This window comes from Mycoplana sp. MJR14 (genome assembly GCF_029210525.1).
Taxonomy (GTDB): Bacteria; Pseudomonadota; Alphaproteobacteria; order Rhizobiales; family Rhizobiaceae; genus Mycoplana.
The window spans coordinates 545814-571535 of sequence record NZ_JARGEO010000001.1 but is presented as its reverse complement, the minus strand read 5'-3'; the positions used below and the strand labels follow the sequence as shown (position 1 = coordinate 571535).

Annotated in this window: 27 protein-coding genes; 13 read left to right on the top strand and 14 right to left on the bottom strand. The window is 58.8% G+C overall.

Annotated features, from left to right (window positions below):
- Positions 1 to 18: 18 nt before the first annotated feature.
- Positions 19 to 993 carry a dicarboxylate transporter/tellurite-resistance protein TehA gene (gene tehA / locus P0086_RS02805; protein WP_117195536.1) on the top strand — a complete coding sequence of 325 codons (975 nt, stop codon included), beginning with the start codon at positions 19 to 21 and terminating at the stop codon, positions 991 to 993.
- A gap of 392 nt (positions 994 to 1385) precedes the next feature.
- On the opposite strand, the gene P0086_RS02800 is transcribed toward tehA, so the two are convergent.
- Entirely contained in the window at positions 1386 to 2384 is a 999-nt protein-coding gene (locus P0086_RS02800; RefSeq protein WP_117195537.1) for a GlxA family transcriptional regulator, read from the bottom strand.
- Between the two features lie 228 nt (positions 2385 to 2612).
- Between P0086_RS02800 and P0086_RS02795 the strand changes: the two genes are divergently transcribed.
- The 7 genes from P0086_RS02795 to P0086_RS02765 all read left to right on the top strand — a co-directional run bounded on the left by P0086_RS02795 (position 2613) and on the right by P0086_RS02765 (position 8118).
- Positions 2613 to 3449, top strand: a complete 837-nt coding sequence (locus P0086_RS02795) for an alpha/beta hydrolase (protein WP_275782798.1) — start codon at positions 2613 to 2615, stop codon at positions 3447 to 3449.
- A gap of 515 nt (positions 3450 to 3964) precedes the next feature.
- Positions 3965 to 4477: an Rrf2 family transcriptional regulator gene (locus P0086_RS02790; RefSeq protein WP_112435186.1), complete on the top strand. Its 513-nt coding sequence runs from the start codon at positions 3965 to 3967 to the stop codon at positions 4475 to 4477.
- Between the two features lie 11 nt (positions 4478 to 4488).
- Positions 4489 to 5241, top strand: a complete 753-nt coding sequence (locus tag P0086_RS02785) for an NAD(P)H-binding protein (protein WP_117195539.1) — start codon at positions 4489 to 4491, stop codon at positions 5239 to 5241.
- A 26-nt stretch (positions 5242 to 5267) separates the two neighbouring features.
- Positions 5268 to 5705 carry a cupin domain-containing protein gene (locus P0086_RS02780; protein ID WP_117195540.1) on the top strand — a complete coding sequence of 146 codons (438 nt, stop codon included), beginning with the start codon at positions 5268 to 5270 and terminating at the stop codon, positions 5703 to 5705.
- 94 nt (positions 5706 to 5799) lie between these two features.
- The gene (locus tag P0086_RS02775) at positions 5800 to 6246 is read left to right on the top strand and encodes a carboxymuconolactone decarboxylase family protein (protein WP_117195541.1); all 447 of its coding nucleotides are present in this window, start codon (positions 5800 to 5802) and stop codon (positions 6244 to 6246) included.
- A gap of 205 nt (positions 6247 to 6451) precedes the next feature.
- Complete coding sequence (locus P0086_RS02770) at positions 6452 to 7654, top strand: MFS transporter (protein WP_165911964.1); 1203 nt, start codon at positions 6452 to 6454, stop codon at positions 7652 to 7654.
- Between the two features lie 59 nt (positions 7655 to 7713).
- Positions 7714 to 8118 carry a VOC family protein gene (locus P0086_RS02765; protein WP_117195542.1) on the top strand — a complete coding sequence of 135 codons (405 nt, stop codon included), beginning with the start codon at positions 7714 to 7716 and terminating at the stop codon, positions 8116 to 8118.
- A gap of 341 nt (positions 8119 to 8459) precedes the next feature.
- Here the strand turns inward: P0086_RS02765 and P0086_RS02760 are convergent, their stop codons facing one another.
- The 8 genes from P0086_RS02760 to P0086_RS02725 form a co-directional block, all read right to left on the bottom strand.
- Complete coding sequence (locus P0086_RS02760; RefSeq protein WP_117195543.1) at positions 8460 to 9431, bottom strand: alpha/beta hydrolase; 972 nt, start codon at positions 9429 to 9431, stop codon at positions 8460 to 8462.
- Between the two features lie 336 nt (positions 9432 to 9767).
- The gene (locus tag P0086_RS02755; RefSeq protein ID WP_132657473.1) at positions 9768 to 10658 is read right to left on the bottom strand and encodes a LysR family transcriptional regulator; all 891 of its coding nucleotides are present in this window, start codon (positions 10656 to 10658) and stop codon (positions 9768 to 9770) included.
- A gap of 33 nt (positions 10659 to 10691) precedes the next feature.
- Positions 10692 to 11033, bottom strand: a complete 342-nt coding sequence (locus tag P0086_RS02750; RefSeq protein WP_117195545.1) for a hypothetical protein — start codon at positions 11031 to 11033, stop codon at positions 10692 to 10694.
- Positions 11034 to 11057: 24 nt separating this feature from the next.
- Positions 11058 to 11522: a DUF1348 family protein gene (locus P0086_RS02745; RefSeq protein ID WP_117195546.1), complete on the bottom strand. Its 465-nt coding sequence runs from the start codon at positions 11520 to 11522 to the stop codon at positions 11058 to 11060.
- A 76-nt stretch (positions 11523 to 11598) separates the two neighbouring features.
- Entirely contained in the window at positions 11599 to 12144 is a 546-nt protein-coding gene (locus P0086_RS02740; protein WP_132657475.1) for a peroxidase-related enzyme, read from the bottom strand.
- Between the two features lie 124 nt (positions 12145 to 12268).
- Positions 12269 to 14326: a pyridoxamine 5'-phosphate oxidase family protein gene (locus P0086_RS02735; RefSeq protein WP_275782318.1), complete on the bottom strand. Its 2058-nt coding sequence runs from the start codon at positions 14324 to 14326 to the stop codon at positions 12269 to 12271.
- Between the two features lie 59 nt (positions 14327 to 14385).
- The gene (locus P0086_RS02730; RefSeq protein WP_117195549.1) at positions 14386 to 14997 is read right to left on the bottom strand and encodes a glutathione S-transferase; all 612 of its coding nucleotides are present in this window, start codon (positions 14995 to 14997) and stop codon (positions 14386 to 14388) included.
- 190 nt (positions 14998 to 15187) lie between these two features.
- The gene (locus tag P0086_RS02725; RefSeq protein WP_275782794.1) at positions 15188 to 16090 is read right to left on the bottom strand and encodes a LysR family transcriptional regulator; all 903 of its coding nucleotides are present in this window, start codon (positions 16088 to 16090) and stop codon (positions 15188 to 15190) included.
- Positions 16091 to 16189: 99 nt separating this feature from the next.
- Here P0086_RS02725 and P0086_RS02720 point away from each other — a divergent pair, with 99 nt between their 5' ends.
- Positions 16190 to 17608 (top strand): aldehyde dehydrogenase family protein, encoded by a 1419-nt coding sequence (locus P0086_RS02720; protein ID WP_275782317.1) that lies wholly within the window; start codon positions 16190 to 16192, stop codon positions 17606 to 17608.
- Positions 17609 to 17628: 20 nt separating this feature from the next.
- Here the strand turns inward: P0086_RS02720 and P0086_RS02715 are convergent, their stop codons facing one another.
- Positions 17629 to 18624, bottom strand: coding sequence for an NADPH:quinone reductase (locus P0086_RS02715; RefSeq protein WP_117195552.1), 996 nt, complete (start codon positions 18622 to 18624; stop codon positions 17629 to 17631).
- Between the two features lie 106 nt (positions 18625 to 18730).
- Here P0086_RS02715 and P0086_RS02710 point away from each other — a divergent pair, with 106 nt between their 5' ends.
- Entirely contained in the window at positions 18731 to 19054 is a 324-nt protein-coding gene (locus tag P0086_RS02710; protein WP_117195553.1) for a helix-turn-helix domain-containing protein, read from the top strand.
- 17 nt (positions 19055 to 19071) lie between these two features.
- Here the strand turns inward: P0086_RS02710 and P0086_RS02705 are convergent, their stop codons facing one another.
- Positions 19072 to 19956, bottom strand: coding sequence for a LysR family transcriptional regulator (locus P0086_RS02705; protein WP_207609370.1), 885 nt, complete (start codon positions 19954 to 19956; stop codon positions 19072 to 19074).
- Positions 19957 to 20095: 139 nt separating this feature from the next.
- Here P0086_RS02705 and P0086_RS02700 point away from each other — a divergent pair, with 139 nt between their 5' ends.
- Positions 20096 to 20671, top strand: a complete 576-nt coding sequence (locus tag P0086_RS02700) for an isochorismatase family protein (protein ID WP_221144223.1) — start codon at positions 20096 to 20098, stop codon at positions 20669 to 20671.
- Positions 20672 to 20732: 61 nt separating this feature from the next.
- Positions 20733 to 21479 carry a pirin family protein gene (locus P0086_RS02695; protein WP_207609368.1) on the top strand — a complete coding sequence of 249 codons (747 nt, stop codon included), beginning with the start codon at positions 20733 to 20735 and terminating at the stop codon, positions 21477 to 21479.
- A 244-nt stretch (positions 21480 to 21723) separates the two neighbouring features.
- Here the strand turns inward: P0086_RS02695 and P0086_RS02690 are convergent, their stop codons facing one another.
- Complete coding sequence (locus tag P0086_RS02690; protein ID WP_275782316.1) at positions 21724 to 22257, bottom strand: helix-turn-helix transcriptional regulator; 534 nt, start codon at positions 22255 to 22257, stop codon at positions 21724 to 21726.
- Positions 22258 to 22492: 235 nt separating this feature from the next.
- A complete protein-coding gene (locus P0086_RS02685) occupies positions 22493 to 23158 on the bottom strand; it encodes a hypothetical protein (protein WP_275782315.1) in 666 nt (221 codons plus the stop codon).
- Between the two features lie 291 nt (positions 23159 to 23449).
- Between P0086_RS02685 and dinB the strand changes: the two genes are divergently transcribed.
- A complete protein-coding gene (gene dinB, locus P0086_RS02680) occupies positions 23450 to 24544 on the top strand; it encodes a DNA polymerase IV (RefSeq protein ID WP_162700420.1) in 1095 nt (364 codons plus the stop codon).
- A 56-nt stretch (positions 24545 to 24600) separates the two neighbouring features.
- Here dinB and P0086_RS02675 read toward each other — a convergent pair whose 3' ends face one another.
- The gene (locus tag P0086_RS02675) at positions 24601 to 25713 is read right to left on the bottom strand and encodes a DUF3800 domain-containing protein (protein ID WP_275782314.1); all 1113 of its coding nucleotides are present in this window, start codon (positions 25711 to 25713) and stop codon (positions 24601 to 24603) included.
- Positions 25714 to 25722: the final 9 nt, after the last annotated feature.

Here is a 25722-nt window from a genome sequence, read left to right as displayed (position 1 = left end):
AGAGGGTAGAAAATCGTGATGGAGCCTAGCAAATTGCCGCTAATCCCTGCATCTTTCTTTGGCATGGTTCTCGGATTAGCGGGCCTTGCCAATACATGGCGGCTTGCGCACAACCTGTGGGGTCTGCCGGAGTTGATCGGTGAGCTCTTAACATTCGCAGCAGCCGCCACCTGGCTATTGGTCTCCATCCTCTATTTGGCAAAATGGGTTCTTCGACCGGCCATGGCCAAAGCTGAGGCGGCGCATCCAGTCCAATGCTGTTTCATAGGTCTTGGCGGGGTTGCCACCATGCTCGTCGCGCAAGGGATGCTACCTTATTCAAAAGCATTCGCCACCAGCCTATTTGCTTTAGGTGCGACCTATACCTTAGCGTTCGCTGTCTGGCGCACCGGGCTCTTGTTGAGAGGCGAAAGGGATATCGGAGCAACAACGCCAGTGCTCTACTTGCCGGCGGTCGCGGGAGGTTTCGTGACGGGAACCACGGCAGCCATGTTTGGTGCACCAGATTGGGGTCAGCTAGCCTTCGGCGCCGCCCTGTTCTCGTGGCTCGCAATCGAATCGGTCCTACTCCATCGCCTTTATTCTGGACCAATGATGCCAGCCAGTGTTCGTGCCACACTGGGGATCCAACTAGCACCTCCAGCCGTTGGCGCTGTTGCCTACCTTTCCGTCGGCGGCGGTCTTCCAGACATCTTCGCGCACGCGTTGCTCGGCTATGCGATGCTGCAGGCGATCTTACTCGTGCGGATGCTACCGTGGATTATGGAAGAAGGTTTCTCACCATCGTTCTGGGCCTTCACCTTTGGGTCGACGGCGCTGGCCGCCGCCAGCATGCTGCTGGCTGTCAAAGGCGATCACGGCGCTACCATCGTTATCGCACCTGTGCTCTTTATCTCTGCCAATCTAGTCGTGCTGATCATTGCGATGGCAACAATTCGTTTGGCAATGAAGGGACAGCTGCTGACTGCAGGTCCGCCGGCCACACGAGCTTGAGTGACTTGTACCGCACTGGCTCTCTTGGCCCTGGCTCAACTGCGAGTGCGAAAGGCATGAGCTGGTTTGGGAGCATAAGGGAAAGCGCGTTAAACATCGGGTTACCCGTTGTCGGGCGCAAGCCGCCGGTGCTGCGGACGCCATGGCCGATCAGCGTCTTCGCCTTGATGAGAGCCGAACCCTCGACCGTTACATTCGATCGCGCTTGTCTTAAGACTGGCGGCCTCAGAAGACACTTAACTCTCGTTTCTTATTCGTCGCTCAACGATTTCGGCTTCTACGCGCCGCGCTCCGTCGTGGTCCATTCGCGCCGGTGCCCGCGCACGGCGCGAGCTGCCATTAAGAAACTGGCGGCCCGTCGATCACCTGGAAAGGCATCAATTTGCCGATGATTAGAATCGCGCATCGCCGCGGTAGACGTTTGGCTTGGCGCCCGTCAGCCGGCCAAATATCTTCCGAAATGCGGCTGGATCTGTATAACCGACTGTATATGCGATGCTCTCGACCGACGCGTTTGTCGTCTCAAGCAATTGCCGCGCCTTCATGATGCGCACGTTCTGCAGATATTCGGTTAGCTTAAGCCGCGTCGCACGGTAGAATCGTCGCTGGAGCGTCCTCTCTGAAAGATGCACGCTCTCCGCCAACTCGCCAATCGATTTCTGTAGCTCTGGTCTCGCGTGGAACTGTTGCTGAATCTGCACGACCTCTTTATCGCCGTGGTCGAACTGCGGGAGAAAGGCCTTGTATGGGCTCTGACTGCGACGCGGCGGATCGACGACAAGAAAGCGAGCCGTTTCCAGCATCACAGCCTGTCCGAGCAGCTTCTCGACAAGCAGCAGGCCGAGATCCGCCCAGGCGAGAATGCCGCCCGCGGTGATCACGTCACCATCGTCGATAATCATATTGTCCGGTGAGACGTCGATATTGGGAAACTGTTCGGAAAGTCTTTTGGCGAAAGCCCAGTGGGTGGTAGCGCGCCGGCCGTCGATGAGTCCGGTCTCGGCAAGGACAAATGCTCCGGCACAGATCGAACAGACGGTGACACCGAGCGCGTGCTGGTGTGCGAGCCATTGCGACGCAGGGCTCATGCTCTGCATTTTCTCCGGCATAATGATGCTCGGTGGCGCGATAACGTAGCTCAGAGCGTGAGGGATTCCAGGGTGTGTATCCCATGTGCACGACACATCACCGTCCTCCATCTTCCAATAGCTGACGCGGATATTGCGAAGGCCTGTCGGCACCTGCAGATCCGTCGACCAGTCGCTGGCGACGCGGAACAGATCGGTCAATCCGTAGACAGCAGCTAATTGGCAGTCTGGGTAGAGCAGCAGCCCCACCTCTGTGAACTCAGCTTCTTTGCGTTTTGCCACTTTTGCCTCGGATAAAGTCATTTCCGCCACGTGCTTATGCCAGAAGATGGCGATACTTTCTCTTTGTCAAATACGAATTCTTAAACACACCGCGACAGGAGAAATGCAATGGCATCCGATACAGATCGGTTTTTCGTGTCGAGACGCAGCGTACTGATCGGAGGCATCGCACTTGCCAGCGTGAGCATTCCAGCGCTTGCCTTCTCACACAACTCTTCCACAAACAGTTCATCACAAGGAGATATCGACATGGGCTTTGTAACAACCAAGGACGGCACTGAAATCTTTTACAAGGACTGGGGTCCGAAGGACGCACAGCCGATCGTCTTCCACCACGGCTGGCCGCTGTCGTCGGACGACTGGGACGCACAGATGCTGTTCTTCCTCTCCAAGGGATATCGCGTCGTCGCTCACGACCGGCGTGGCCATGGCCGCTCTGCCCAGGTCGCCGACGGTCACGACATGGATCACTACGCAGCCGACGCATTCGCCGTCGTCGAGGCACTCGACCTGAAGAATGCCATCCATATCGGCCATTCCACCGGCGGCGGTGAAGTTGCCCGCTATGTCGCAAAGTTCGGCCAGAAGGCCGGCCGTGTTGCCAAGGCTGTCCTCGTCTCCGCGGTCCCACCGCTGATGGTCAAGACCGCCGCCAATCCTGAAGGCCTGCCGATCGAAGTCTTCGATGGCTTCCGTTCAGCGCTTGCCGCCAACCGCGCACAGTTCTTCCGCGAAGTTCCGGCCGGCCCGTTCTACGGCTTCAACCGTGACGGCGCCAAGGTGCAGGAAGGCGTGATCCAGAACTGGTGGCGCCAGGGCATGATGGGCGGCGCAAAAGCCCATTACGATGGCATCAAAGCCTTCTCCGAGACCGACCAGACGGAAGACCTGAAGGCGATCGCTGTGCCGACGCTTGTCCTGCATGGCGAAGACGACCAGATCGTGCCGATTGCCGATGCTGCCAGGAAGTCGATCAAGCTTCTGGCGAACGGACAGATCAAGACCTATCCGGGCTTCTCGCACGGCATGCTTACCGTCAACGCCGACGTGCTGAATGAGGATCTACTGGCTTTTATCGAGGGCTGATCCGAATCCGGCGTGGATGACCCATGCCACGGCCGTTTGCGGCCGATCGAAAAACAAAAGGGGGCGTCTGCGCCCCTTTTTTCTGATCTTCGCCCCGCAGGCCGCGCTCGGCCTCGCAGTGTTCTCCGTACCGATTGCTACGGCATAATCGGCGCATTCGTGGAGGGGCTTAAATCGTTCAACGGGCCTTAGGGGCTGGTCCAAACGCTACCCGAGGTGGCGGCAATGCTCGAACAGAACTTCGATGCCAAACCCGTATGATCGCACCCGAGAAAGCTTCTTCGCTGCCGTCTGAAATATTTGCAACAGAGGCATCGCGCCTGCCTCATCCTTCTTGGCGCAGTATGAATATCCCGTCAGCAGATGGGAAATACGAGCATCCTGACTATGGCGAGGCACCCGCACCCAAAACCCGTTTTGTGATCTCATTTTATGAATTGTGAGCACACGACGTGATCGGGGATTGACATCAGCCTAATCATAGATATTTTATATCCACGATTAGGAGATGCAACATGAAACTAAGCGAAGGCGTGGAGCAAGCCATTCACTGCACGGCTTTCCTGGCGGGCCTTTCGGACGACGGCGTACTGTCTGCAGCAGCACTGGCCGAACTCCACGGCGTTTCGACGAGCTACCTCCTTAAGCACCTGCAGGCGCTTTCCGGCGCCGGGATCGTCGTGACGACGCCTGGACCGAAAGGTGGCTACCGTCTGGCCAAGACGCCGAAGGACATCAGTCTCCTGGACATCGTCCTCGCGGTTGAAGGTCCGGCGCCCGCCTTCCGGTGCGCCGAGATCCGCCAGCGGGGGCCGAACCCTCTGCCGCAGCGCTACTTTACAAAGCCCTGCCAGATTAACGCCGCGATGCTGAAGGCCGAGAAGGCCTATCGCGCAGAACTCGCCAAGGTGTCCGTCGCAGACCTTCTGGCGAACCTTGGTGCAGACGACGACGGCGGTATCGCCGCCCGCGGATGCGCCTTCCTCGAACTCCACGAACGCAGGACGGGCAATCGCGCCTCGTCATAGGAGAAAGCACCATGACCAAGATGAAGAAGGTCGTCGTTATCGGCGGCACGGGCCTGATCGGCTCGAAGGCAGTGAAACTGCTGCAGGACGCCGGTCACGAAGCCGTCGTCGCAAGCTCCCGCAACGGCATCAACGCCTACACGGGCGAAGGACTAGCCGAAGCCCTCGTGGGCGCTGACGCCGTCATCGACGTGTCGAACATGCTGTCCTTCGACAAGGCCGTCATCAACGACTTCTTCGGCACGTCGAGCCGGAACCTGACGAGCGCCGAACGGGCCGCGGGCGTGCGTCATCACGTCGTCCTCTCGATCGTCAACGCGGAACGCCTCGCCGCTAACCCATACATGGCCGGCAAACTCGCCCAAGAAGAGGCCGTCGCAGCATCGGGCCAGGCCTACACCATCGTGCGTGCGACACAGTTCCACGAGTTCATGGAGACGCTGGTGGACGCCTACTCGGCCGACGGCGCGGTGAAAGTGCCGGATATCGACTTCCAGTCGATCGCGGCCGACGACGTCGCCGCTGCTTTGGTGGAAGCCGCGCTCAGCGAGCCGAAGAACGGATCCGTTGATCTTGCCGGGCCTGAACGGGGACCGTTCGAATCCTTCATCCGGACCTATCTCGATGCCAAGAGCGACGCTCGTCCGGTCAACGCCGACGCGGCTGTCGACTACTTCGGCGCCCCCGTTGTCACCGGCTCACTGGTTCCCGGCGGAGACTACATCAAGGGCGCGATCACGCTAGCCGAATGGCTTCGGGCGTGAGCTCCCACAGCACAAGGAGAACGATTATGAAGACAATCCTCTATGCCGCCGCGGCACTCTCTGCCTCGCTGATTACGGCTTCCGCTCACGACGTCGCAAAGCCGGGACTCGCATACGACACGAAAGACGCCAAGGTGACTCTGGTCTACGAGCATCCTCTTCCGGACGTTCCCGGCAAGAGCGTCAAGGGCGTGCTCGTGGAGTACGGACCCGGCGGTTATAGTTCAGCCCATACGCATGCGAAGTCCGCGCTGATCTACGCGACGGTTCTCGAAGGCGCCATCCAAAGCGCCGTGAACGGTGGCGAGACGAAGACCTTCATCGCCGGTCAAAACTTCACCGAGCTGCCGGGCGACCGCCACGACGTCAGCGCTAACGCCAGCAAGACCGAGCCGGCGAAACTGCTCGCCGTCTTCGTCGTCGATACCGATGACACCGCCCTGACGACACCGCGCAAGCCGTAGCGCTACCTACCAGACCTACACCCTCCCCTACTGCACAAGCAACGACGGTTTCTCCGGCGAACGGAGGACCGTGTCCACGAGAAAGGAAAACGATATGTCCCGCATGAACTGGTCCGAAGTCGCCCCCGAGGGTGCCAAGGCGCTCTTCGGCGTCCATCACTACGTCACCAAGAAGACGAACCTGCCTGAAGAGCTGGTTCATCTCGTCTTCCTGCGCGTGTCGCAGATCAACGGCTGCGCCCATTGCATCGACATGCATAGTCGCGATCTGCGCAAGACGATGTCCGTCGATAAGATCACGCTTGTTCCGGTGTGGGACGAGGTGCCTCACCTGTTCGGCGAGCAGGAGCGAGCAGCACTGGCCTGGGCTGAAGAAGTCACGAATGTCAGCCAGACCCATGCCTCCGACGAGGCCTATGCCGCCGCTGCCGCCGCTTTCGAACCGAAGGATCTCGTCGATCTGACGATTACGATCGCTGCGATGAACGCGTTCAATCGCCTCGGGGCGCCGTTTCGTCTTCCGGTGGCGGCAAAGGCCTGATGGCACCTTGCTGGCCGAGAAACGTCTTGTCGGCCTAGTTCACGGCCGACAGGACGCCAGGATGTCATGCGCCAAGGACGTCGTCTAAGACGATTGACGCCCAGGGCATCGAACGTTGGGGCACTGGGCGGGCCCTATCGTCTGCATCCATCAACGAATTTGAAGACCGTTATAAACGTGGCGTGATGGTTTTGATCATGCCCGAATGGTATCTGCGGCCATGACCCGATCTGCATCTCCCGCCTTCATGTTCACTCTCGTCGCCTGCGGCACGATACTTGGCATCGCCGGGACCGACCTCGTTCTACCAGCCGTCCCGATAATGCCGCGGGAGCTCGGCGGAACCCCAGCCCTCGCTCAGATGGTGCTTGCCGCCTATGCGGCGGGGACGCTTGTCGGGTTGCTGACCTTTGGCGAACTCGGCGCAAGGTATTCGGCTCGCAAACTCCTAATCTGGTCGCTGGCGCTGTTTGCAATCACGTCGATCACATCGGTGATGGTGCAGTCCTTGGAGTGGCTCGTTGCGCTTCGGTTCGCCCAGGGCGCGTTCGGCTCCGGTCCGGCAGTCTTCGCGCCGGGCTTCATCCAGGGCCTTTTCACTGGCGAGAAGGCAGCCGGCATGTTCGGGCGACTGGGCTCGATTGAATCCCTCACTCCGGCGCTCGCCCCCATAGCAGGCGTTTTCCTGCTCGAAGCTGGCGGGTGGGAGATGTCCTTTGTCGTCCTCGCCATTTTGGCGACCCTCTGTGCCGCCGCCAGCATCGCGTACGGACACCTGCTTCCGGATCGGGCAGAAGCCCTAGAGAGCCATCGCACCTACGCGTCTATCATGCGCGAGGCGGCCTTTCTCCGGCACGCCTTAAGCCAGGCCTTCTCGCTAGCGGCGATCCTCGTCTTCGTCTTCGGCGCCCCCGTAATCATGACTGAGGTTATGGGCGGCAACATCGGGGATTTCATTCTCTTGCAGGTTTGTGGGATTGCGAACTTCATCCTCGCCTCCAATCTCTCGAGTAAGCTGGCCGGCAGGTTCGGAGTGGAGCGCATGATCTTCATCGGAACGACAGGCCTGTTCGCGGGTTTCGCGCTGATCCTGGCCTACGTCGGATTTGGTGGGAGGAGCCTTGGCGTCATCATACCTGTCTGGGTGATCACGAATGCTGGCTTCGGCATCCGAGGTCCGATCGGCTTCCATCAAGCGATCATCGCGTCGAAGGGCGATCACTCGCGAGGCGCCGCGCTGGTCGTGGCGAGTATCCTGGGATTTACAGCGGCAGGCACTGCCGCTGCTGCACCCTTCCTTAACTCGGGGTGGTGGCCGCTCGCCTTGGCGAGCTTCCTGTCAGCTACTCTTGGGCTCGTGTGTCTCGTATTCCTTCCGAAAGGCGTTGCAGAGGCAGGAATGCGATGACACCCAGCGGAGATAAGCGCCGGCGGAGAAGTGCCACTTCCACTTATTACCAGAACCTCATGTCCCAGTCCCTCACGCATGTCGCTTTACTCGTTCGAGAATACGACGAGGCAATCGCCTTCTTCGTAGGGAAGCTTGGCTTTGATCTTGTCGAAGACACGTATCAGCCGGCGCAGGACAAACGCTGGGTGGTCGTTCGACCGGCTGGAGCCCAGGGATGCTCGATCTTGCTCGCTCGCGCATCGAACGTTCATCAGACGCAGTGGCTCGGCAACCAGGCAGGCGGCCGCGTCTTCCTGTTCCTAAGAACCGACGATTTTTGGCGGGACTATCGCGCATTCACCGCGAAGGGCGTTCAATTTGTGCGCGAGCCGGCACAAGCAGATTACGGCGTCGTGGCCGTGTTCAAGGACCTTTATGGCAATCTCTGGGATCTGATCGAATACAACGACGGTCGACTTTGAGAAGTTACTTTCAAAACTCTGTTGGTTGTCTCACGCCCGCTACCTGCTCTGTCCTGCGGCAGACGTATACCCAACAAGCACCGCATCGTGGTGGCGCCACCCGCATTTTAGTCGGTCCCAGCGCGCTTGATGGGATCTGAACCGACGACCTGTCCCTGCGATCGCCAAACCAGAGCCGACGGTAATGATGACCAATATTTCCATCTCAAGGCAAACCAAAACGCCTGCCGCGGGAGGAGAGATGCGGCAAGCGTATAGAACAAATGGCTGCCCATGAAGAGAGGCTTGTGGAGGAGGCTTCCCGAACTGTTCTCAGCCGGTGCGGGAGCCTCACTCCGTTTTCACTTTGCAATCTTGCGATCCAGGAAGCTCCTGATCAGCGGAGCCATCTCGTCTAGCTTGTCTTCAAGCGCAAAGTGGCCTGTATCAAGGAGATGGAACTCTGCTTCGGGAAGATCGCGAAGATAGGGATGCGCGCCCTCTTCCGGGAAGATCTTGTCGTTCTTGCCCCAGACGATCAGCGTCGGCGGCTTACGGTCGCGGAAGAATGCCTGGAACTGCGGATAGAGCGGCAGGTTGGTGCGGTAATCGTAGAACAGATCGAGCTGGATATCCTTGTTCCCTGGCCGGTCGAGCAGTGCCTGGTCGTGGACCCAGTTATCGGGGCTGATGCGCGTCAGATCCTTGACGCCATCGGTATATTGAAACTTGGTTGTCTCCGGTGCAACGAGCACCGAGAGCGCTTCCCGGTCCTTGGTTGCCCCTGATTTCCAGTAGGCGCGGATCGGGTTCCAGAAATCCCGGATGCCTTCGTCATAAGCATTGCCGTTCTGGACGATCATTCCGGTGATGCGATCCGGATGCTTGAGCGCCAGCCGGTAGCCAACGGGTGCGCCATAATCCATGAGATACATCGAATATTTGGTAGCACCGAGCTTGGTCAGCAGCGTATCGATGATATCGGCATAGTGGCCGAAGGAATACTCGAACTTGGTGTGATCGGGCGCATCGCTCTGACCGAAGCCCGGATAGTCAGGAGCGATGACGCGGTAGCGGTCAGCGAGCAGCGGGATCAGGTTGCGGAACATGTGCGACGATGTCGGGAAGCCGTGAAGCAGGACGACGACGGCGCCGTCGGCCGGACCGGCTTCGCGATAGAACACGTTGACGCCGTCGATTTTCACGGAGCGATAGTGAACCGTTGCAGATGCCTGCTGGGAAATCGCCGGCGTTTCGGCGAACACCATGCTTGCGGGGGTTGTAACAAAGATGCTGGCGGATGCGAAAAGCAGGGCGGCAAGAGTGCGAGACATTGTAGCTCTCCTCAGGAGTGGTTGTGGGCGGCTTGTTGCCCGCAGCCAACATCGCTCGTTCGGCCTGGAAGGAGAACGTTCGTATTCGACAAGGGATTATTACATCTGATGGTATGAGTGTGGCTAGGCGGTCGGCCATTTGGATGAATCGCTACGGTAGTATCGGCGTTGTTTAACGCCCACCGACGGATCGCAGCTAGGGATCGACTTACGGTACGACTATTGCGCTTCTTGGCCACGGATGTTGTCTGGTCAAACGGCAATCCCGCGCAAAGAGACGGCGGGCGGACGCAGTTCGCTCCACGAGCTTAGGCCTAGCTCGGTGATATTGAAGGGCTAATTGAAAAGGCGGTTCTCGCGCAGCCTTGCTGCAGCCATATCGACGAAAGTGCGAACCTTTGCTGGAGCGTGCCGACCCTCCGGATGAAGGATGTGTATGGGTAAAGGTGGTTCTTCGAATTCACTGAGGATGATCTGTAGCTCTCCAGCAACGAGCGCTGGGCCAATCTGGTAGTTGAGAACCCTGGTCAGGCCCCATCCCTCGCGCGCAGACTGTATCGCCGCTTCGTTGGTGTTGCATTGTAAAGCTGCATCCACGGATACTCGCAGATCGTCGCGAAACTTCCACTCAGGTGAAGCCCAGGCTGCGGTCGATGCTGCGATGCGGTGGTCCTTCAGATCGGTTGGCGAGTTCGGAACGCCGTAGCGCTCGAAGTACTTCGGAGAACCGCACATGACGCGACGAACACTTCCGACCTTGACGGCCGAGAGATTGGAATCCGGAAGATGACCGATACGCACCGCGACGTCGATCCCTTCCTCGACGATGTTGACCGGTCGATCGATGAATAGCGTCTTCGCTCTCATGGTCGAATAGGTGTCGAGATAGCTTGTCACGATCGGAAGAACGTACATCTGGCCGAACAGCGCGGACGCGGTTATGGAGAGAGTCCCTGTCGGCGTGGCGTAGGAACCGCCGGCAGCCGCCTCTGCTTCTGCGATATCGGCGAGGATCCGGCGACAATCTTCAAAATAGCGAACGCCTGCTTCGGTCATCTTCACCGAGCGGGTGGTTCGCACGAGTAGGCGCGCACCAATAAGATCTTCGAGCGAGGCAACGGCACGTGTGACAGCCGGTGCGCTCATGAACATCTGGCGTGCGGTGTCCGCGAAACTTTCGGTTTCGGCGACCTTTACAAAGATCCTCATTGCTTGCCAGCGATCCATCCATTCCCCCGAACCGGTCGAAATTCCAAGACCTTAGGGGCTTAAAAACGAAGCCTCAAGAGGCACGGGATCATCCGATTGAGAACGGCAAGCCTGCGAGATGAATTCTATCTCCGCGCAGGCTTCCTCGGAAAGACCGGCGCGCAGGGCGCGCTGGTGCGTCTCCCGACAGGCATTCAAAGCAAGCGAGACCGCGACCGAAGTCTCGAAATCGAAGCTGGAACCTTGCCTGGCAACATCCATCTCTGCGCCTGTCATGCCAAGGGCACGACCGGCTTCTTCTTGTTTCGCCAGCAGCGATTTGCTCGCGTTGGCTCCCGTGAGAGCAAGCTCTATTGAAAGCCTTATGCGAGCACCGATTGACGAGCCGGCCATTTTTCCATCTCCTGGCTCAGCCGTCTAAAAGCCGAAATCACTCAGGCCAGGATGGTCGTCCGGGCGGCGGCCCAGCGGCCAACGAAACTTGCGATCGACTTCAGCGATCGGGTGTTCGTTGATGCTTGCATGACGTTCCCGCATAAGGCCATCCTCGGCAAACTCCCAGTTCTCGTTGCCATAGGCACGGAACCACTGGCCGCTGTCATCGCGATATTCGTAGGCGTATCGGACGGCAATACGATTGCCGGTGAAGGCCCAGAGTTCCTTGATCAGGCGGTAGTCGAGCTCCTTATTCCACTTGCGGGTCAGGAAAGCCTCGGCCTCGGCCCGGTTCTTCGCGAACTCGGCGCGATTGCGCCAACGGGTATCGAGCGTATAGGCAAGCGCCACTTTGGCGGGATCGCGGCTGTTCCAGCCATCCTCTGCAAGACGGACCTTTTCAATCGCGCTCTCTCTGGTGAATGGGGGAAGCGGTGGACGGGACATGGTAAAATTCCTCTCGGGATGATTTCTGACCGCGGGGCGGGAGGCGGTAAGTCTTGCGCCGCCTCCAGGCTTGGCCTTAGGCAGCAGTGTCAATGCGGGGGAAGTCGATCTCGGTGTCGAGGGCCTCGTTCACGTAGTTCGTAAAGGTGTTGAGGGCCACATGGGCGATGATCTCGACGATCTCGGCATCGCTGTAGCCGGCATCGCGAACCTTGGCGATTTCGGCTGGCGCGACGGACCCGCGAGCGACCGTCAGAGCCCGGGCGAACTCGACAGCGGCCGCTGCCTTAGGATCGTTGGATGTGCCGTTTCGGTTGGCAACGATTTCACTTTCGTCGAGCTTGGCGAACTTCCTGCCGGTGAAGGTGTGGGCGGACAAGCAATAGTCACAGCCGTTTGCTTCAGCCATGGCGAGGGCGATGCGTTCGCGGGTGGCCGGCGGCAACTTTCCCTTGCCAAGTGCGCCCTGGAGCGACGTCAAGCCCGACAGCGCTGCGGGGCTGTTGGAAACCAGACGAAAGATGTTGGGGACGGAGCCGATCTGCTTCTGGATGGTCTCGAGGATCGGACGAGAGGCTTCCGGAGCGTCGTCGATCGTTGCCGGGGTAGGAATGCGTGACATTGTATTCTCCTTTTTTGGTTGAGGGAGACGTCGCTCCCTTGGGATTGAATATGACCTGGTGGGGCGGCTTGCTGAACATCGAAAGGGAACAAGGGTCCATTACGTCGGACGCAGCAATCGGCCCTTAGACAGCGAGCTGCAGGCCGCCTTCCTGCTCAGCAGGGACGGCGCAGCAGAGGAGCACTTCGTCGGCGTCGACCTTCGCGGTGGGCTGCTTGACGTAAGCGACAGCACCCTTGACGAGCTTCGTCCGGCACGTCCCGCAGTTTCCTTCCCGACAACTGAACTCAGGCTCGACGCCACGCGCTTCGGCAAGTTCCAGGAGAGTGCCGGAACCAGGTGTCCACCGTGCCTCTTTCAGGGAATTCGTGAACACGACGGGCACAGGTTTTTCGGACGGCTGCGCGACAGGAGACATCAGGGCTGGTGTGGGTTGCCCTGTGCGGACCAGCGACGACGGACCGAAGGCTTCAGCCTGAATGCGATCGTCAGCAATGTTGAGAGCCCTCAGTCCGTCATAGAGGCCTTGTGTGAACTGGGGAGGCCCGCAGAGATAGAAATCGTAGTCGTTGAAGGGAAGGAACCGCGTCAGCATCGCCATATCGATCCGCCCTGCGGCATCGAAATCCCTGCCCTCTTCGGCATCCGTGGTGTCACTGAGGATCCTGACCAGCCGCACGGCGCCCTTGGCCGCACCGACCAGTTCCCCGATCTCCTGATCGAACGGCCTATCGGCCTTGGAACGGGACGCATGGAATAACGTCACCGGGCGGACGCGCTGCTTGCGGAGCCCCTCGTAAACGATATGACGGAGCATCGCGAGCATCGGCGTAATGCCGACGCCGCCTGCAAGAAGCACCGCCGGAAGGGTTGAACGCGCGTCTATGCTGAAGTGGCCGGCCGGCGCGCGCGCCTCGATGACATCGCCAACGGCGATGCGATCATGGAGGAACTGAGATACCTGACCATCGCGCTTGACGCTGATGCGGTAGATCCCGTCGGACGGCGCGACCGAGAGCGTGTAGGTGCGAATGACCGCCTTATTTTCGCCGGGCAGCTTTATGCGGATGGGCAGATGCTGACCGGCCGCGTGCGGGAGTAGCCCTGCGCCATCGCCTGGCTGGAGGTGGAAAGACTTGATCGTCGCGCTTTCATCAACGATCGCGGTGACGGTCATTGGCCGCCAGCTCTTGGCAAACTCTGCGGCGCGGAGACGGTCGGCCGCTTGGCTCCAGCTGCCTGTCATCAGGGAACTCGGCGACCAGCCGTCCTTCTGAAAAGCCCATCTCAACGCCAGTGCATTGCGGCGACGTACGATCCGTGTCGACTTGAATGTCCAGAACCGCTCTGCCCCCTGGAAAGCGGCGATCTCGGGGCAGTCGAATATGACTTCGGCTTTGCCCGTCATCTGCAGCATATCGCCGGTGTTGAAATCCACGAACAGAAGTCCTGCCTTTCCGTTCATCAGGATGTTGCCCAACGTTGCAAAGAAGAGATTGCCATCGAAATCCGGGATCGTCATGACGCCATCGTCACCTACGCGGACAAACCCCGCATTGCCGCCCCGGTGGGACACATCCACCTGGCGCCGGTCCTCGCGATCAACGTAGGACGCGACAAAGAAGGCGTCGGCTTCCCGAATGATCGCGCGCGCCTCGTCATCGAGGGCGGGCAGTTCCTCAACCTCACCTGGAAACGAAGTCTCGGGCTGGCGTTCGAATGTAAAGTCGCGCAGCTGAATGTAACGCGGACAATTTCCAAAGCTCTGGTCGACATCGACGCGGAAACCGCCATCGATCGTCGAGACAAAGCCGTTCATACGGTTGCGGCGGCGTGTGTGCATCTCGATCCCGAGAAGACCGATCGGCAAGCCGTCCGCCAGTCCTTCGCTTGCCGGGTCGCTGGGATCTCGGCTTGCGAGGATGTCTAGGATGGCAGGCGAAGGCGACGACATGAACCCCGGCTGGCCTTCGATAACGGTCGCCCAGGCGTCACCTGCTTGATCGACGCTCCCGAGAACGATGAAGGGGAGTTGGGCGTAGAAGTCACGGTGCTGGTCCGGCATGAAATCGCGAACGACACGCTGGCCGACGGAGGCCATGCGTTCCTTTACGCCGAGCTTTTCCTGAATAAAGGTCTCGCCTTCATGCCACGTCGGCAATCTTGTAAGCTTCACGGACATCTCTGTTCTCCAGAAAAAGAGGCGAAGAGCGTGCGAGGTGCCGCACGCCCTGTCCAGGCTCAGGCGGCAAGACCGGCCGGCGTTTTGACGAAATCGACGAAGCCCGGAAGTTGCTCGACCCGGCGCAGCAGGGCATTCACGGACGGATAGGCGCTGAGGTCGACGTTGCCCTCTGGGGCCCGTGCGACATAGCTGTAGACCGCGACGTCGGCGATGGTCGGACGGTTGCCCACCAGCCATTCGCGCCCTTGCAGATGGCTCTCGATCCGGCCAAGGATGGTATGTGCCCGGCCGATAACTTCTTCTGGGTTGAACTTGGCGCCGAAGACCGTCACCAGACGCGCAGCTGCCGGACCGTAAGCAATTTCACCGGCTGCAACCGAGAGCCAGCGCTGAACGTCGGCGGCCCCTTTTGCATCTTCCGGGAGCCATTCCGTCTTGCCCGACTTCTTGGCGAGGTAGACCAGGATCGCGTTGGAATCGGAAATGAAGACATCGCCATCCGCCAGCACCGGGACCTGCCCGAAGGGGTTCATCTTAAGGAAGTCGGGCTGCTTGTGGGCGCCAGATTTCAGATCGACTTCGACCAGCTCGTGGGGGAGCCCGACCAGAGAAAGGAAGAGCCGGGCGCGGTGCGCGTGACCTGACAGCGGGTGGTGATAAAGTTTCATGTGATCGCTCCTGATTGAAGGCCGGGCTCGTTCCCGATCCGTGAACACAGGATGCAATGCGCAACCGCGCGGCTGAATACTCATGTTCGGCACTGGACTGTTACGCTGAGCGGAATAGTTCGGTAGCGCCAGGATGAAAGGTGAACTTCGCATCCATCCCGTCGGGCGATCTCCCAAGCTGAACAGCGGCTCACATCGTTCCGGTTGTCCGCAGTTCCTTTATCAAGTCGACGAGCTGGCGAAGCTTCGCCGGCAGATTGCGCCTTCCGGGGTAGTAGAGACATAAGCCGGGATAAGGCGGGGTCCAGTCAGCAAGAACCTGCTCCAGCTTACCGGCAGCAAGATCATCTTCGACCTGCCACTCACTCAGGTAGGCTAGCCCCGCCCCCTCACGCGCGGCCCGGAGCATCAGATCGCTATCGTCGAGCACGAGCCTGCCGGGAACGTCGAGCGCGAAGGTCTCGCCTCGCCGCTCGAACTCCCAGCGATAGATGGTTCCGCTCGCCATTCGTGCACGAATGCACAAGTGGTTTTGGAGCTCTGCCGGGACCTCCGGCTTTCCATAGCGGCGGAAGTAATCGGTCGACCCGACAATGGCCGGTCGGATGCTGTCGCCGATCGGGACGACCACCATGTCGGGAGGAACGGCTTCTCGGATCCTGATCCCGGCGTCAAAACCCTTTGCGTTGACATCGACCAGCGCACCCTCCGTGACGATCTCCACCCCCATCTGCGGGTTCCGGCGCATGTACTCCAGGATCAGCGGCGTCAGGATCATACGAGTGGCGCCGATGGATGTATTGATCCGTAAAGTGCCTGTAGCTTCAGCCCGATGTTCATCGAGATGCTCGACGGCGTTGCGGATCGCCTCCAGCGCCGGGCCCACAGTTGCGACGAACTGCTCTCCCGCGGCTGACAGCACCACGCTACGGGTCGAGCGGTTGAACAGCCTGACGCCCATGCGGGACTCCAGCGTAGCGATCTGCTGGCTGAGCGATGACGACGAGATGCCGAGCTCGCGAGCCGCCGCGCGAAACCCGCCTTGTGAGGCGACGGCGAGGACAGCCTCAAGTTCAGCAAGTGAGCCGCGCATCATTGTCCGTAATCTCCTATCAGGCTGAGCATCTTTAACCAGCTTATCAGGACAGTGTCGAAGCGCCAGATATGACGGAACAGCCAAAAGGAGTTTGAGATGCGCATCATCGACAAGGTTTATATCGATGGAAGCTTCGTCACACCGAAGGGATCGGAGACCGCCGATCTCTACAATCCGTCGACAGAGGAGAAGATCGGCACAGTCAGGCTTGGCGGCATCGAAGATGCCCATGAGGCTATCGCCGCCGCGAAACGCGCCTTCCCGGCGTTCTCACGGACGACGAAGGCCGAGCGTGTCGAGATGCTTAAGCGTTTGAACGCAGCCGTCGCCGCGCGCGTCTCCGACCTGACGCAAGCGATGGCGCTCGAATATGGCGCTCCTCAGACCTTTACCCGGTTCGCTATTCCCCACGCTGCTTCAAGCTTTCTGACCATGGCGAAGGTTCTGGAGGACTATGACTTCGAGAGACAGATGGGCCGGGCCCGCGTCGTCATGCAGCCCTCCGGCGTTGCCGCCGCTATCACGCCGTGGAACAGCAATATCGGCTTCATCACCTCGAAGCTCGCAACCGCCATCGCCGCCGGCACGACCATCGTCATCAAGCCCAGCGAAATGAGCGCAACGCAGACACAGATCCTTACCGAGTGCCTTCATGAAGCGGGTTTACCGAAGGGCGTGTTCAACATCGTCAACGGGTTTGGCAGCATTGTCGGCGCAGAGCTCAGCCGGCATCCGGATATCGCCAAGGTGACCTTCACGGGTTCCACCGCGGTCGGCAGGGAGATCCTGCGCAGCGCGGCCGATACCTTCAAGCGCGTCACGCTGGAACTCGGCGGCAAGGGTCCGAACATCATTCTCGACGACGCCGATCTGGACGTTACAATACCCGCCGTCCTGCGGATGGGCTTTATCAACAGCGGCCAGGCCTGCATTGCCGGCACTCGTATTCTGGTACCGAGCCATCGGCTCGACGAGGTTCTGGCCAGGTTGAAACAGGAGATCGAGACATTCAAGATCGGCGCCCCCGACGATCCGGACGCAATGATCGGACCGATGGTTAGTCAAAAGCAGTACGACCGGGTCCAGTCCTATATCGAGCTGGGGACACGACAGGGCGCCTGCCTCCTGACGGGTGGTCTCGGACGGCCTGCCGGATTGGAGCGAGGCTGGTTCACGAAGCTAACCATATTCACTCACGTCAACAACCAGATGCGTATCGCGCGCGAGGAGATATTCGGGCCGGTCCTGTCGGTAATCAGTTATCGAGACGAGGACGAAGCCGTGTCCATCGCCAACGACACGCCGTATGGACTTCAGGCCTACCTGCATGGCACCGATGTCGCGCGCATGCAGGCGCTTGCGGATCGCCTGGAGTCCGGCCGCGTCGTCGTCAACGGCGCCCCCCATGAACCTCTCGCTCCTTTTGGTGGGTTCAAGCAGTCGGGTATCGGTCGCGAGTATGGCGTGTTCGGCCTCGAGGCGTTCCTGGAGCCGAAAGCCGTCATCGCCTCATAAGCTAGCTTGATGGGATCGCATCACGCGTTCTGGATTCGGAGGAGAATCTTACCGACAGCTTTCCCGCTCTCCTGCAACTCGTGTGCCTCGGCCACTTCGTCAAGCGCATATGTCTTCGCGATCAGCGGAGCATATACCCCCGATGCGGCACAGGCCGAAACCTCATCGGCTGCCTGCCTCATCGCGGATTCCGGCATGGTGTAGACATAGACGAAACGGAACGAGAAGCCGCCCAGCAGCGCCGGGAAGAACGGAATCGTCAGCTTCGCATCTGGCGATTCCGTCGAATAGGCCGACACGACACCGTCGCGGGCGAGAGAGGCGATTGCTACGTCGATGTTGGCGGAGATATCGACGTCTACGATGCGATCGACGCCATTGCCGCCGGTGGCTGATCGGACGGCCGCAGCGACATTTTCCTCGCGCCTGTTGACGACAAGATCGGCGCCCGCCGCACGCGCGACCTCCGCTTGCTGCTCACGGCTCACCGTCGCCGCCACCCATGCCCCCGCCCACTTCGCAAGAAGGATCGCTGCATTGCCGACGGCGCCTGCTCCTCCTTGGACGAGGACTCGCTTGCCGCGCAGGTCTCCGTCGGCGAAGAGGCAGCGATGCGCTGTCATCGCTGGAACGCCGAGCGCCGCTGCGATCTCGAAGGATGCGTTGTCGGCCAGCCTGACGGCCTGCACGGAGGGCACGACGACAAATTCCGCCGCAGTACCGAACGCACGACCCCATTGGCCCATGTAGATCCAGACGCGCTCGCCGACGCGCGACAGATGCACGCCGGGACCGACGGCGTCGATGACGCCCGCGCCGTCCTGATGCGGCACGATCCGTGGAAACGGCATGGCCTTGCCGCCAAATCCGGTTCTCGTCTTGATGTCGGAGGGATTGATGCCTGACGCGACCACCCTCACCCGGACCTCTCCCGCTCCCGGCTGCGGATCGGGGAGCTCGCCGACGGCGAGCACCTCCTTTGCAGGGCCTTGTCGGTCGTAGAAAGCAGCTCGCATGACGCACCTCTGAATATACTGCTTCCAACTGACGCGACACAGGCGAACTTGCAAGTAGGCAACAATTTTGCCTATAGATATAGAAAATACACTATTGGAGCATGTAATGACTTCTGGCCAGAAGTGCCCTGTCGAAACCACCGTCGACGTTACGGGGGGAAAATGGAAGCCAATGATCATTTACCGGCTGCTGGACGGGCCGCGACGGTTCGGCGAGTTGCGCCGGCTTGTCGGTGACCCGAGCCAGCGTTCGCTGACGATGCAGCTCCGCGAACTCGAAGCCGACGGGATCGTCGCCCGCGAAGTCTTCGCAGAGGTTCCGCCGCGCGTTGAATACTCTCTGACGCCCTTCGGGCAGACTCTGGCACCCGTGCTGATAGCCATGCGCGACTGGGGCGTCGCGTTCCAGGAGCGGCGCTCGGCCACGTAATACTAGCCTTCGTTGCTCTAGCCAGCCACCGCGTTTGCGGAGAACCTCTCGACGAAGAAGTCGATCAGAACCCGGACCTTCCGCGACACGTGTGACCCAGGCGGGCGCACGATGTAGACCCCAATTTCTGGCAGGCTGTAGTCCGTCATGATCGGCACAAGGGTTCCGGCTTCCAGGTAATTCTGAGCGATCACCACGGGTAGCGCTGCCACGCCCAGCCCCGCCGCCGTCCCTTCGGCGATGCCCGCAGCGCTGTCGGCCTTGAACCGTCCCTGAGCGCTGACGACCACGGTCCGGGTGCCGTCGGAAACCCTCCAGCTTTCGGTCCCCTGCAAGATGGCCTGATGGTCGAGAAGATCTGACGGCTTCTGTGGAACGCCGTGGACACGCAGATACTCCGGGTTTGCAAAAAGGCCTGCCGCAAAGGTGCCAATCTTGCGCGCGGTCAGGTTCGAATCCTGCAGGTAGCCGACGCGGATGCCGCAGTCGAAGCCTTCCGCCACCAGATCGACGTAGCGGTCGCTGTAATGCGCGTGGAGCTGCAGGAGCGGATGCAGGCGGGCGAGCTCGGCCAGTGCCGGGGCGAAGTGCCCAGGACCGAAGGACGAGGGGACCGCCACGCGAAGGCGTCCTCGCAGCTCTCCGGTTGGAAGCATCTCCTCGCGCGCCACGTCCATTTCCAGACACATGCGGGCGGCGTGCTCTCGGAAGGAGACCCCAGCTTCGGTGAGGGATGCACCTCTGGTGGTGCGCGCCAGAAGCTGGACGCCAAGCTCGCTTTCAAGCCGGACAAGCCGTCGACTGACGATCGACTTCGGCAGGCCGAGACGCCGAGCGGCCACCGTGATGCCGCCCCCGTCCGCCACCTCGACGAAGGTCTGCATGTCCTCGAAGCTGATCATTTTGGCGTTCCATTTTTCGTACCACAGAGTGGCACACCATAGAGCTACCGTGCCGCCGATCGCAACGCTAAATTCCAATCATCGAGCGGATCGAAACGAACTTCACTAACCGACGCCGACACAAAAAAGGAACACGACAATGCATAAGGACGTATTCACCCCCGAGAATTCAGCAATGCTGCTGATCGACCACCAGATCGGCACCATGGCCTGGACGCACTCGCACGACATCAACCTCGTCAAGCAGAACGCGCTGAAGCTTGCTCGCATCGCCAAGGCTACCAACATCCCGACGATCCTCACCTCCAGCATGGAAGACCGGATCCAGGGCCCGCTGCTGCCGGAACTCGAAGCAATCCTGCCCGAAGCGTTCGAAGCTCGGATCAAGCGCCCCGGCATCGTCAATGCCATGCACCACGACGGCTTCAACCAGGCTGTCAAGGCGACTGGTCGCAAGAAGCTGTTCGTTGCCGGCGTAACGACCGAAATCTGTGTCACCTTCCCTGTCCTGCAGATGCTCGACGAAGGCTACGAGGTCCAGGTCTCGGCCGACGCGTCGGCTTCCTACACCAAATACGGCGACGACATTGCATTGCGCCGCATGGAGAAGGCCGGCGCAATCATTACAACCGTTGACCAGATCATTTCCGAGCTTGCCGTCGACTGGACGAGCCCGCTCGGTCAGAAGCTGGTCGGCATCCTGAACTACCATTGAGCACGACAAGCGCGTTCGGCGCGGGCAATAGAGCCCGCGCACGAATGAAAGGAGCACAACAATGACCATTACCAAGATTGCCGCCGGCCGCGTACGCGGCGACTTCAGTCAAGGCTTCGGCGTCGAGATCCTATATCCGGGGCTGGCGCTGACTTCGGACGACAGTGGTATCGGCCCGATCGGCAGGATCGATCGCGCCGAGGTGCAGCCGGGTCATCTCATCGGCATGCACCCGCACAAGGACGACGAAATCCTGACCTATATTCGCGGCGGCGAGATGCTCCATCGCGACACGGTGGGAAACGAAAAGACGCTCGGCAAGACCCACTTCATGATGATGAACGCCGGGCATACCTTTCAGCATGAAGAGCTGATGCTCGGTGATCGTCCGGTGCGCGCGCTGCAGATATTTCTGCGACCGAACGCTCCCGATCTGGAGCCGATGGTACAGTTCCATGAGTTCCCGGAGGAAGACAGCGTCGATAGCTGGCGGCTCATCGCCGGACCGAGCGCTGCACCGTTGAAGGTCAGATCTGACGTCCGCGTCTTTGACGCCCGTATCGCTGAAGGGGTCCATCTGCGGCTGCCAGCCGAGGAAACTGGAAGAAACACCTTGCTCTACGTCTACAGTGGAAAGGTCGCCATCGCGGGCGAGGTTATATCGGAAGGGCAAAGCGTATTTTCGACCGGTGCATATGACGATCTTACCGCATGGGCTGAATCAGACGTCTTGCTGTTCTCGATGGATCCTGCGGCGGAGGTTTACCGAGGTGGCATGTTCAGTGGGAACCAGAGGCGCCGCGCCTAGAGATGCAGGCGTCGATCACTCCTCGCTTGCCGGCCTCGGCGTCATCTCGATCACCACCCCAAGGTCACACGGCGTCATCGTTCTGGTCAATATTCACGTTAAGGCTCTGGGCTTAGGCTCTTGAGCGGAATCGAACCATCGGCCAGTACCTCGGTATCGTTAAGTAATTGAAATTTCGGTCACCTGATACAGGCGAAACAGTTCTTCATGGCATATGCGAAGCATTTTGACGCATCTCGCCGTCTCAGTCGCCATCACTGTTTCGTGCGCGTTCTTCATCGCTATCGAACTCGACGGGCGACAGATCACCCCAGTCAATGAGCACCCTTCCATGCTCGTCGACGTGGCCGGCATCAATCTTGTCAGATGCGATCAGCAGGATCCGTGCCTTATCCCGATCGAAGATCTCGGTCGGGCTAATGCTATCCAACGCGATCCGGACCAGCGAGCGGTAGGTGACGAAGCCTGTATGACGCTGTCCCTTGTAGTCAAAGGCAAATGCCATCCACTCACGGCCGTCAACGGGATCACGGCGAAACAGGCGGGGCATCGCCTTACGAAGACGAACCCCTACCCCGCCCCCGTTTTCCGGAATGAAGATCACGCCATGCGATTCGAGAGCGACCTTGACCGCATGAGACGTTTTCGGGTGGTAGGCGCGATTGCCGCGCTCGAAATCTGCGATTGTCTTTTTAGCGATGCGCGAACGTTCGGACAGTTCGATTTGAGACCAATCCACAAGGGCCCGCCCCGCCCGGCATTGTTCAGCTGTAATCATGATATTACTCCAAAGGTTATTATATTGAAGCTAATATGTTTCTTTTAGAGTAAAATCAAGGATATTCGCGCGATAAAATCAAACTGCAGTCCTGCCCCCCTCCTCTCGCGGCTCGCGCCGAAGCCGGGTGGCAAGATTACGCACTCTTCTCGGGAAAACAGGCTGTCGAACTGAAGTGACAGAACTTTAAATTCGGATGAAAGAGGGGGCCGCCCTGAGGCGGCCCCCTACCATTTCAAGCTAATTCAGGATCGTAATACATCGAATCGTCGACGCTCCCGCCCGTCTCGAACTCCGGCTCGAAGTACCCGACACGACTGGCAGCACGACGCATTGTCATGATGCTCGTGAACTTGATCTTATCGCCGTGGAACGCCCGATCCTGATCCTGCTCACCGTTGAGCGACCCCGACAGTGTTGCGATCAAACTATCGTCATGAGACTCCACGCTCGTCTCCTCGATGTAGAGCTCATCGAAATAGGCGTTGGTCGTTGCGATCTCTCCAGAGAGTTCGTTTTCAATTACCATGGGGTCGCGCTGGATGTAATCGTTGATGTCATCACTCAGGTAGGTCGAATCCCATATCTCTCCCCTGAAATGCCCAGCCGCCTCAAGAGACGTCGAAATAATCTCTGCAATTACCCTGCCGTCGGGAAGCTCAGCAGGGACTTTAGAGAGTTCCGCACGCCGCCGATTGATACCATCAATGTCCGGAATAAGGATTTCAGCCCCTTCCAAGGAGGATAAGGGAAATGTGAGATCAGCTTGTAGAGCCGCAGCTGTGCTGTAACCGAAGTAAGCTGCAACAAGCTCATGGGCATGAGACGATCGAAGTTTCGCGCCGCTCATATTTCGGTAGGTTACGCGCAGATGATCTGCGCAATCTTTTTGGATAGACATGACAAATCCATTTCACACCGGCGTCGTGGAGGGGTGGTCGCAAGCGCTTTATGAACACCCTGCGCCGGCTGAATGGTTGCCGTTCAGGAAATAGTCTCAGATATGCCGCCTTTTGGGTCGCTTGCAGCCCTGGCGCTCGGCTCCGTCAGCAAAAGATAACAAAACTTTTATGAATTGCAAGCGATGTGGCGCTCCCTCGACGCAGGGCCCCTCCAAGGGTTGCAGTTTCCGTCCACCATGGTATGTTCTTGTTTTGTTCTACTGTACCTCTACAGACGGCCGGATAGTGAAATGAATAACACTGCCCAAATTAGAAAGATAATCCACGTGGATATGGACGCCTTCTACGCATCCGTGGAGCAGCGCGACAATCCGGGTCTCCGTGGGAAACCGATAGCGGTCGGAGGTGCAGGCGCCCGAGGCGTGCTGACCACAGCGAGCTATGAGGCGCGCGTCTTTGGCATTCATTCGGCAATGCCATCAGTGACTGCTGCCCGCAAATGCCCTGACCTGATTTTCGTGAAACCGCGATTCGAAGTCTATCGCGAAGTCTCCCGGCAAATTCGCGAAATTTTCGCCGAGTACACGTCTTTGGTCGAACCCTTGTCGCTGGATGAGGCCTATCTTGATGTGACCGAAAATCTAAAGGAAATGCCGATCGCGACGGAAATCGCCTTGGAGATACGCGCGAAGATCAAAGCGGTTACTGGTCTGAATGCGTCCGCCGGCATTTCCTACAACAAATTTCTCGCAAAGATGGCCTCGGATCTCAACAAGCCCAACGGGCAGGCCGTCATCACCCCACAGAACGGGCCTGCCTTTGTAGAAGGACTTGCGGTCAAGAAGTTTCATGGCGTCGGTCCGGCCACCGCGGAAAAGATGCATCGGCTTGGTATCGAAACCGGGGCGGATCTGAAAACGAAATCGCTGCAATTCTTGTCACAGCACTTTGGGAAGTCGGGTAGTTATTTCTACGGCATCGCCCGGGGTATCGATGAGCGCCAGGTGCGATCGGATCGGGTGCGAAAATCGGTGGGAGCAGAAGATACCTTCATCCAAGACATCAATGACCTCGGGCTTGCCAGGGACGAGCTGAAGCCGCTTGCAGATAAGGTTTGGGGCTATTGCGAGTCGTCGGGCATCGAGGCCAAAACCGTGACCGTGAAGATCAAATATTCGGATTTCACGCAAGCAACACGAAGCAAGACAAGCGTCTTACCCTTTGCAGATGGCCACGACGTTCTCCGCACCGCAGCCGAGTTGCTGACGACGGTTTACCCTTTCAAGCTTTCCGTTCGGTTGCTCGGTGTTACGTTGTCGTCACTGACGAAAGCGGAAAGGAAAGATGCCGGCTTCGAGAAGCCGCAGCTCCACTTCAATTTGTAGCTTTGTAGCAAGCCCACCAAAAATAGCGTCGACCAAATCCGCCGCACCAATTGTAATCACACGGGTGCCCGAAATTCTTCTGATATCGCTCTATCGCGATTGCTCATGACCGCATGCGCAAAAACAGGGTTCTCCTCAACAGAGCGCTCCAGAATGTTGGATAAAAGCGAGAGGTTCACAAGCTGTTGGGGCTTCAACGCTAGGCGAGTTTCCACCAAATCTTCATCCGTTGTCGCACAGATAAATGAGAAATATTTGCCCAGCAAGCCGACCACGACATCTGAGATCTGAATTCCTGGTTCACTGTGGGAGACGACGAACCGAAAATGGTTCATCTTCGATTTGCCATCGACGAAGGTCACATCTTTGAGGTAGTCGATCACGAGCTCCTCGACGTCCAAGATGTGCGACGCGTTCTTAAGGATGTAAAGACGTTCCAGAAAAAAATGACCGAAGCTATCGACCAGAACATTGGGAGCTTCCGCCTCAAGGAAGGGAAGCGATTTGATCTTTCGCCCCAGCTGCAACACGCCCTTCAGCATCATGTAATTGAAGTGATCAAGCAAATCGGATCGAGCTTCAGCGAGGTCCAACAGTTCATCAATGAAGTCACGCCTCCTCTCGGAACCGACGTTGGGAAATGTGTAGCGCCGGAAGAGATTAATTAAGCCTTCAAAATCGTATCGGAGAATTGAAAAAAGATCGTTTTTGAGAGAACGCTCAAAAGGGATGAGATGCGTCGCCACGTCGTCCGACAAAATGGAATCAATAATATCGACAATGCTCCAATAGATTGGATCAACGACCGAATAGTGGACATAGAGGCCCTGCTCGCTGATCCAGCGCAGAAACGTCTCCAGTTTCCTGCTGCTGAGCATCTGCAGAAATCCGCCCGTCGCGACATACTTCAACTTGATCTCGGGGGCATTGTCCTGCACTCCAAGTATTTTGCGTAGATGCCCGAGGTCAAAGACGCGCTGCGGCCCATCGTAAGCCACTCCGCCAACGACGAAGCAATTTGGTTCGGGGATGTTCAGCCCGTCCTCGCGAATGTGGACGAGGCGATGATTGTTGGTTTCGTCGTAAAAGATCGTGTAGGCGCGATCGGCGTTGAAAAGCCCATGAAGCGCGATAGGTCCGGCACGCCGCTCATTCACATCTATGATCATCCTGTCATG

What these genes read in the sequence shown, in the direction of transcription:
- tehA (WP_117195536.1), top strand. Translation starts at nt 19, where the DNA reads ATGGAGCCTAGCAAATTGCCGCTAATCCCTGCATCTTTCTTTGGCATG.
- P0086_RS02800 (WP_117195537.1), bottom strand. Translation starts at nt 2,384, where the DNA reads ATGACTTTATCCGAGGCAAAAGTGGCAAAACGCAAAGAAGCTGAGTTC.
- P0086_RS02795 (WP_275782798.1), top strand. Translation starts at nt 2,613, where the DNA reads ATGGGCTTTGTAACAACCAAGGACGGCACTGAAATCTTTTACAAGGAC.
- P0086_RS02790 (WP_112435186.1), top strand. Translation starts at nt 3,965, where the DNA reads ATGAAACTAAGCGAAGGCGTGGAGCAAGCCATTCACTGCACGGCTTTC.
- P0086_RS02785 (WP_117195539.1), top strand. Translation starts at nt 4,489, where the DNA reads ATGACCAAGATGAAGAAGGTCGTCGTTATCGGCGGCACGGGCCTGATC.
- P0086_RS02780 (WP_117195540.1), top strand. Translation starts at nt 5,268, where the DNA reads ATGAAGACAATCCTCTATGCCGCCGCGGCACTCTCTGCCTCGCTGATT.
- P0086_RS02775 (WP_117195541.1), top strand. Translation starts at nt 5,800, where the DNA reads ATGTCCCGCATGAACTGGTCCGAAGTCGCCCCCGAGGGTGCCAAGGCG.
- P0086_RS02770 (WP_165911964.1), top strand. Translation starts at nt 6,452, where the DNA reads ATGGTATCTGCGGCCATGACCCGATCTGCATCTCCCGCCTTCATGTTC.
- P0086_RS02765 (WP_117195542.1), top strand. Translation starts at nt 7,714, where the DNA reads ATGTCCCAGTCCCTCACGCATGTCGCTTTACTCGTTCGAGAATACGAC.
- P0086_RS02760 (WP_117195543.1), bottom strand. Translation starts at nt 9,431, where the DNA reads ATGTCTCGCACTCTTGCCGCCCTGCTTTTCGCATCCGCCAGCATCTTT.
- P0086_RS02755 (WP_132657473.1), bottom strand. Translation starts at nt 10,658, where the DNA reads ATGGATCGCTGGCAAGCAATGAGGATCTTTGTAAAGGTCGCCGAAACC.
- P0086_RS02750 (WP_117195545.1), bottom strand. Translation starts at nt 11,033, where the DNA reads ATGGCCGGCTCGTCAATCGGTGCTCGCATAAGGCTTTCAATAGAGCTT.
- P0086_RS02745 (WP_117195546.1), bottom strand. Translation starts at nt 11,522, where the DNA reads ATGTCCCGTCCACCGCTTCCCCCATTCACCAGAGAGAGCGCGATTGAA.
- P0086_RS02740 (WP_132657475.1), bottom strand. Translation starts at nt 12,144, where the DNA reads ATGTCACGCATTCCTACCCCGGCAACGATCGACGACGCTCCGGAAGCC.
- P0086_RS02735 (WP_275782318.1), bottom strand. Translation starts at nt 14,326, where the DNA reads ATGTCCGTGAAGCTTACAAGATTGCCGACGTGGCATGAAGGCGAGACC.
- P0086_RS02730 (WP_117195549.1), bottom strand. Translation starts at nt 14,997, where the DNA reads ATGAAACTTTATCACCACCCGCTGTCAGGTCACGCGCACCGCGCCCGG.
- P0086_RS02725 (WP_275782794.1), bottom strand. Translation starts at nt 16,090, where the DNA reads ATGCGCGGCTCACTTGCTGAACTTGAGGCTGTCCTCGCCGTCGCCTCA.
- P0086_RS02720 (WP_275782317.1), top strand. Translation starts at nt 16,190, where the DNA reads ATGCGCATCATCGACAAGGTTTATATCGATGGAAGCTTCGTCACACCG.
- P0086_RS02715 (WP_117195552.1), bottom strand. Translation starts at nt 18,624, where the DNA reads ATGCGAGCTGCTTTCTACGACCGACAAGGCCCTGCAAAGGAGGTGCTC.
- P0086_RS02710 (WP_117195553.1), top strand. Translation starts at nt 18,731, where the DNA reads ATGACTTCTGGCCAGAAGTGCCCTGTCGAAACCACCGTCGACGTTACG.
- P0086_RS02705 (WP_207609370.1), bottom strand. Translation starts at nt 19,956, where the DNA reads ATGATCAGCTTCGAGGACATGCAGACCTTCGTCGAGGTGGCGGACGGG.
- P0086_RS02700 (WP_221144223.1), top strand. Translation starts at nt 20,096, where the DNA reads ATGCATAAGGACGTATTCACCCCCGAGAATTCAGCAATGCTGCTGATC.
- P0086_RS02695 (WP_207609368.1), top strand. Translation starts at nt 20,733, where the DNA reads ATGACCATTACCAAGATTGCCGCCGGCCGCGTACGCGGCGACTTCAGT.
- P0086_RS02690 (WP_275782316.1), bottom strand. Translation starts at nt 22,257, where the DNA reads ATGATTACAGCTGAACAATGCCGGGCGGGGCGGGCCCTTGTGGATTGG.
- P0086_RS02685 (WP_275782315.1), bottom strand. Translation starts at nt 23,158, where the DNA reads ATGTCTATCCAAAAAGATTGCGCAGATCATCTGCGCGTAACCTACCGA.
- dinB (WP_162700420.1), top strand. Translation starts at nt 23,450, where the DNA reads ATGAATAACACTGCCCAAATTAGAAAGATAATCCACGTGGATATGGAC.
- P0086_RS02675 (WP_275782314.1), bottom strand. Translation starts at nt 25,713, where the DNA reads ATGATCATAGATGTGAATGAGCGGCGTGCCGGACCTATCGCGCTTCAT.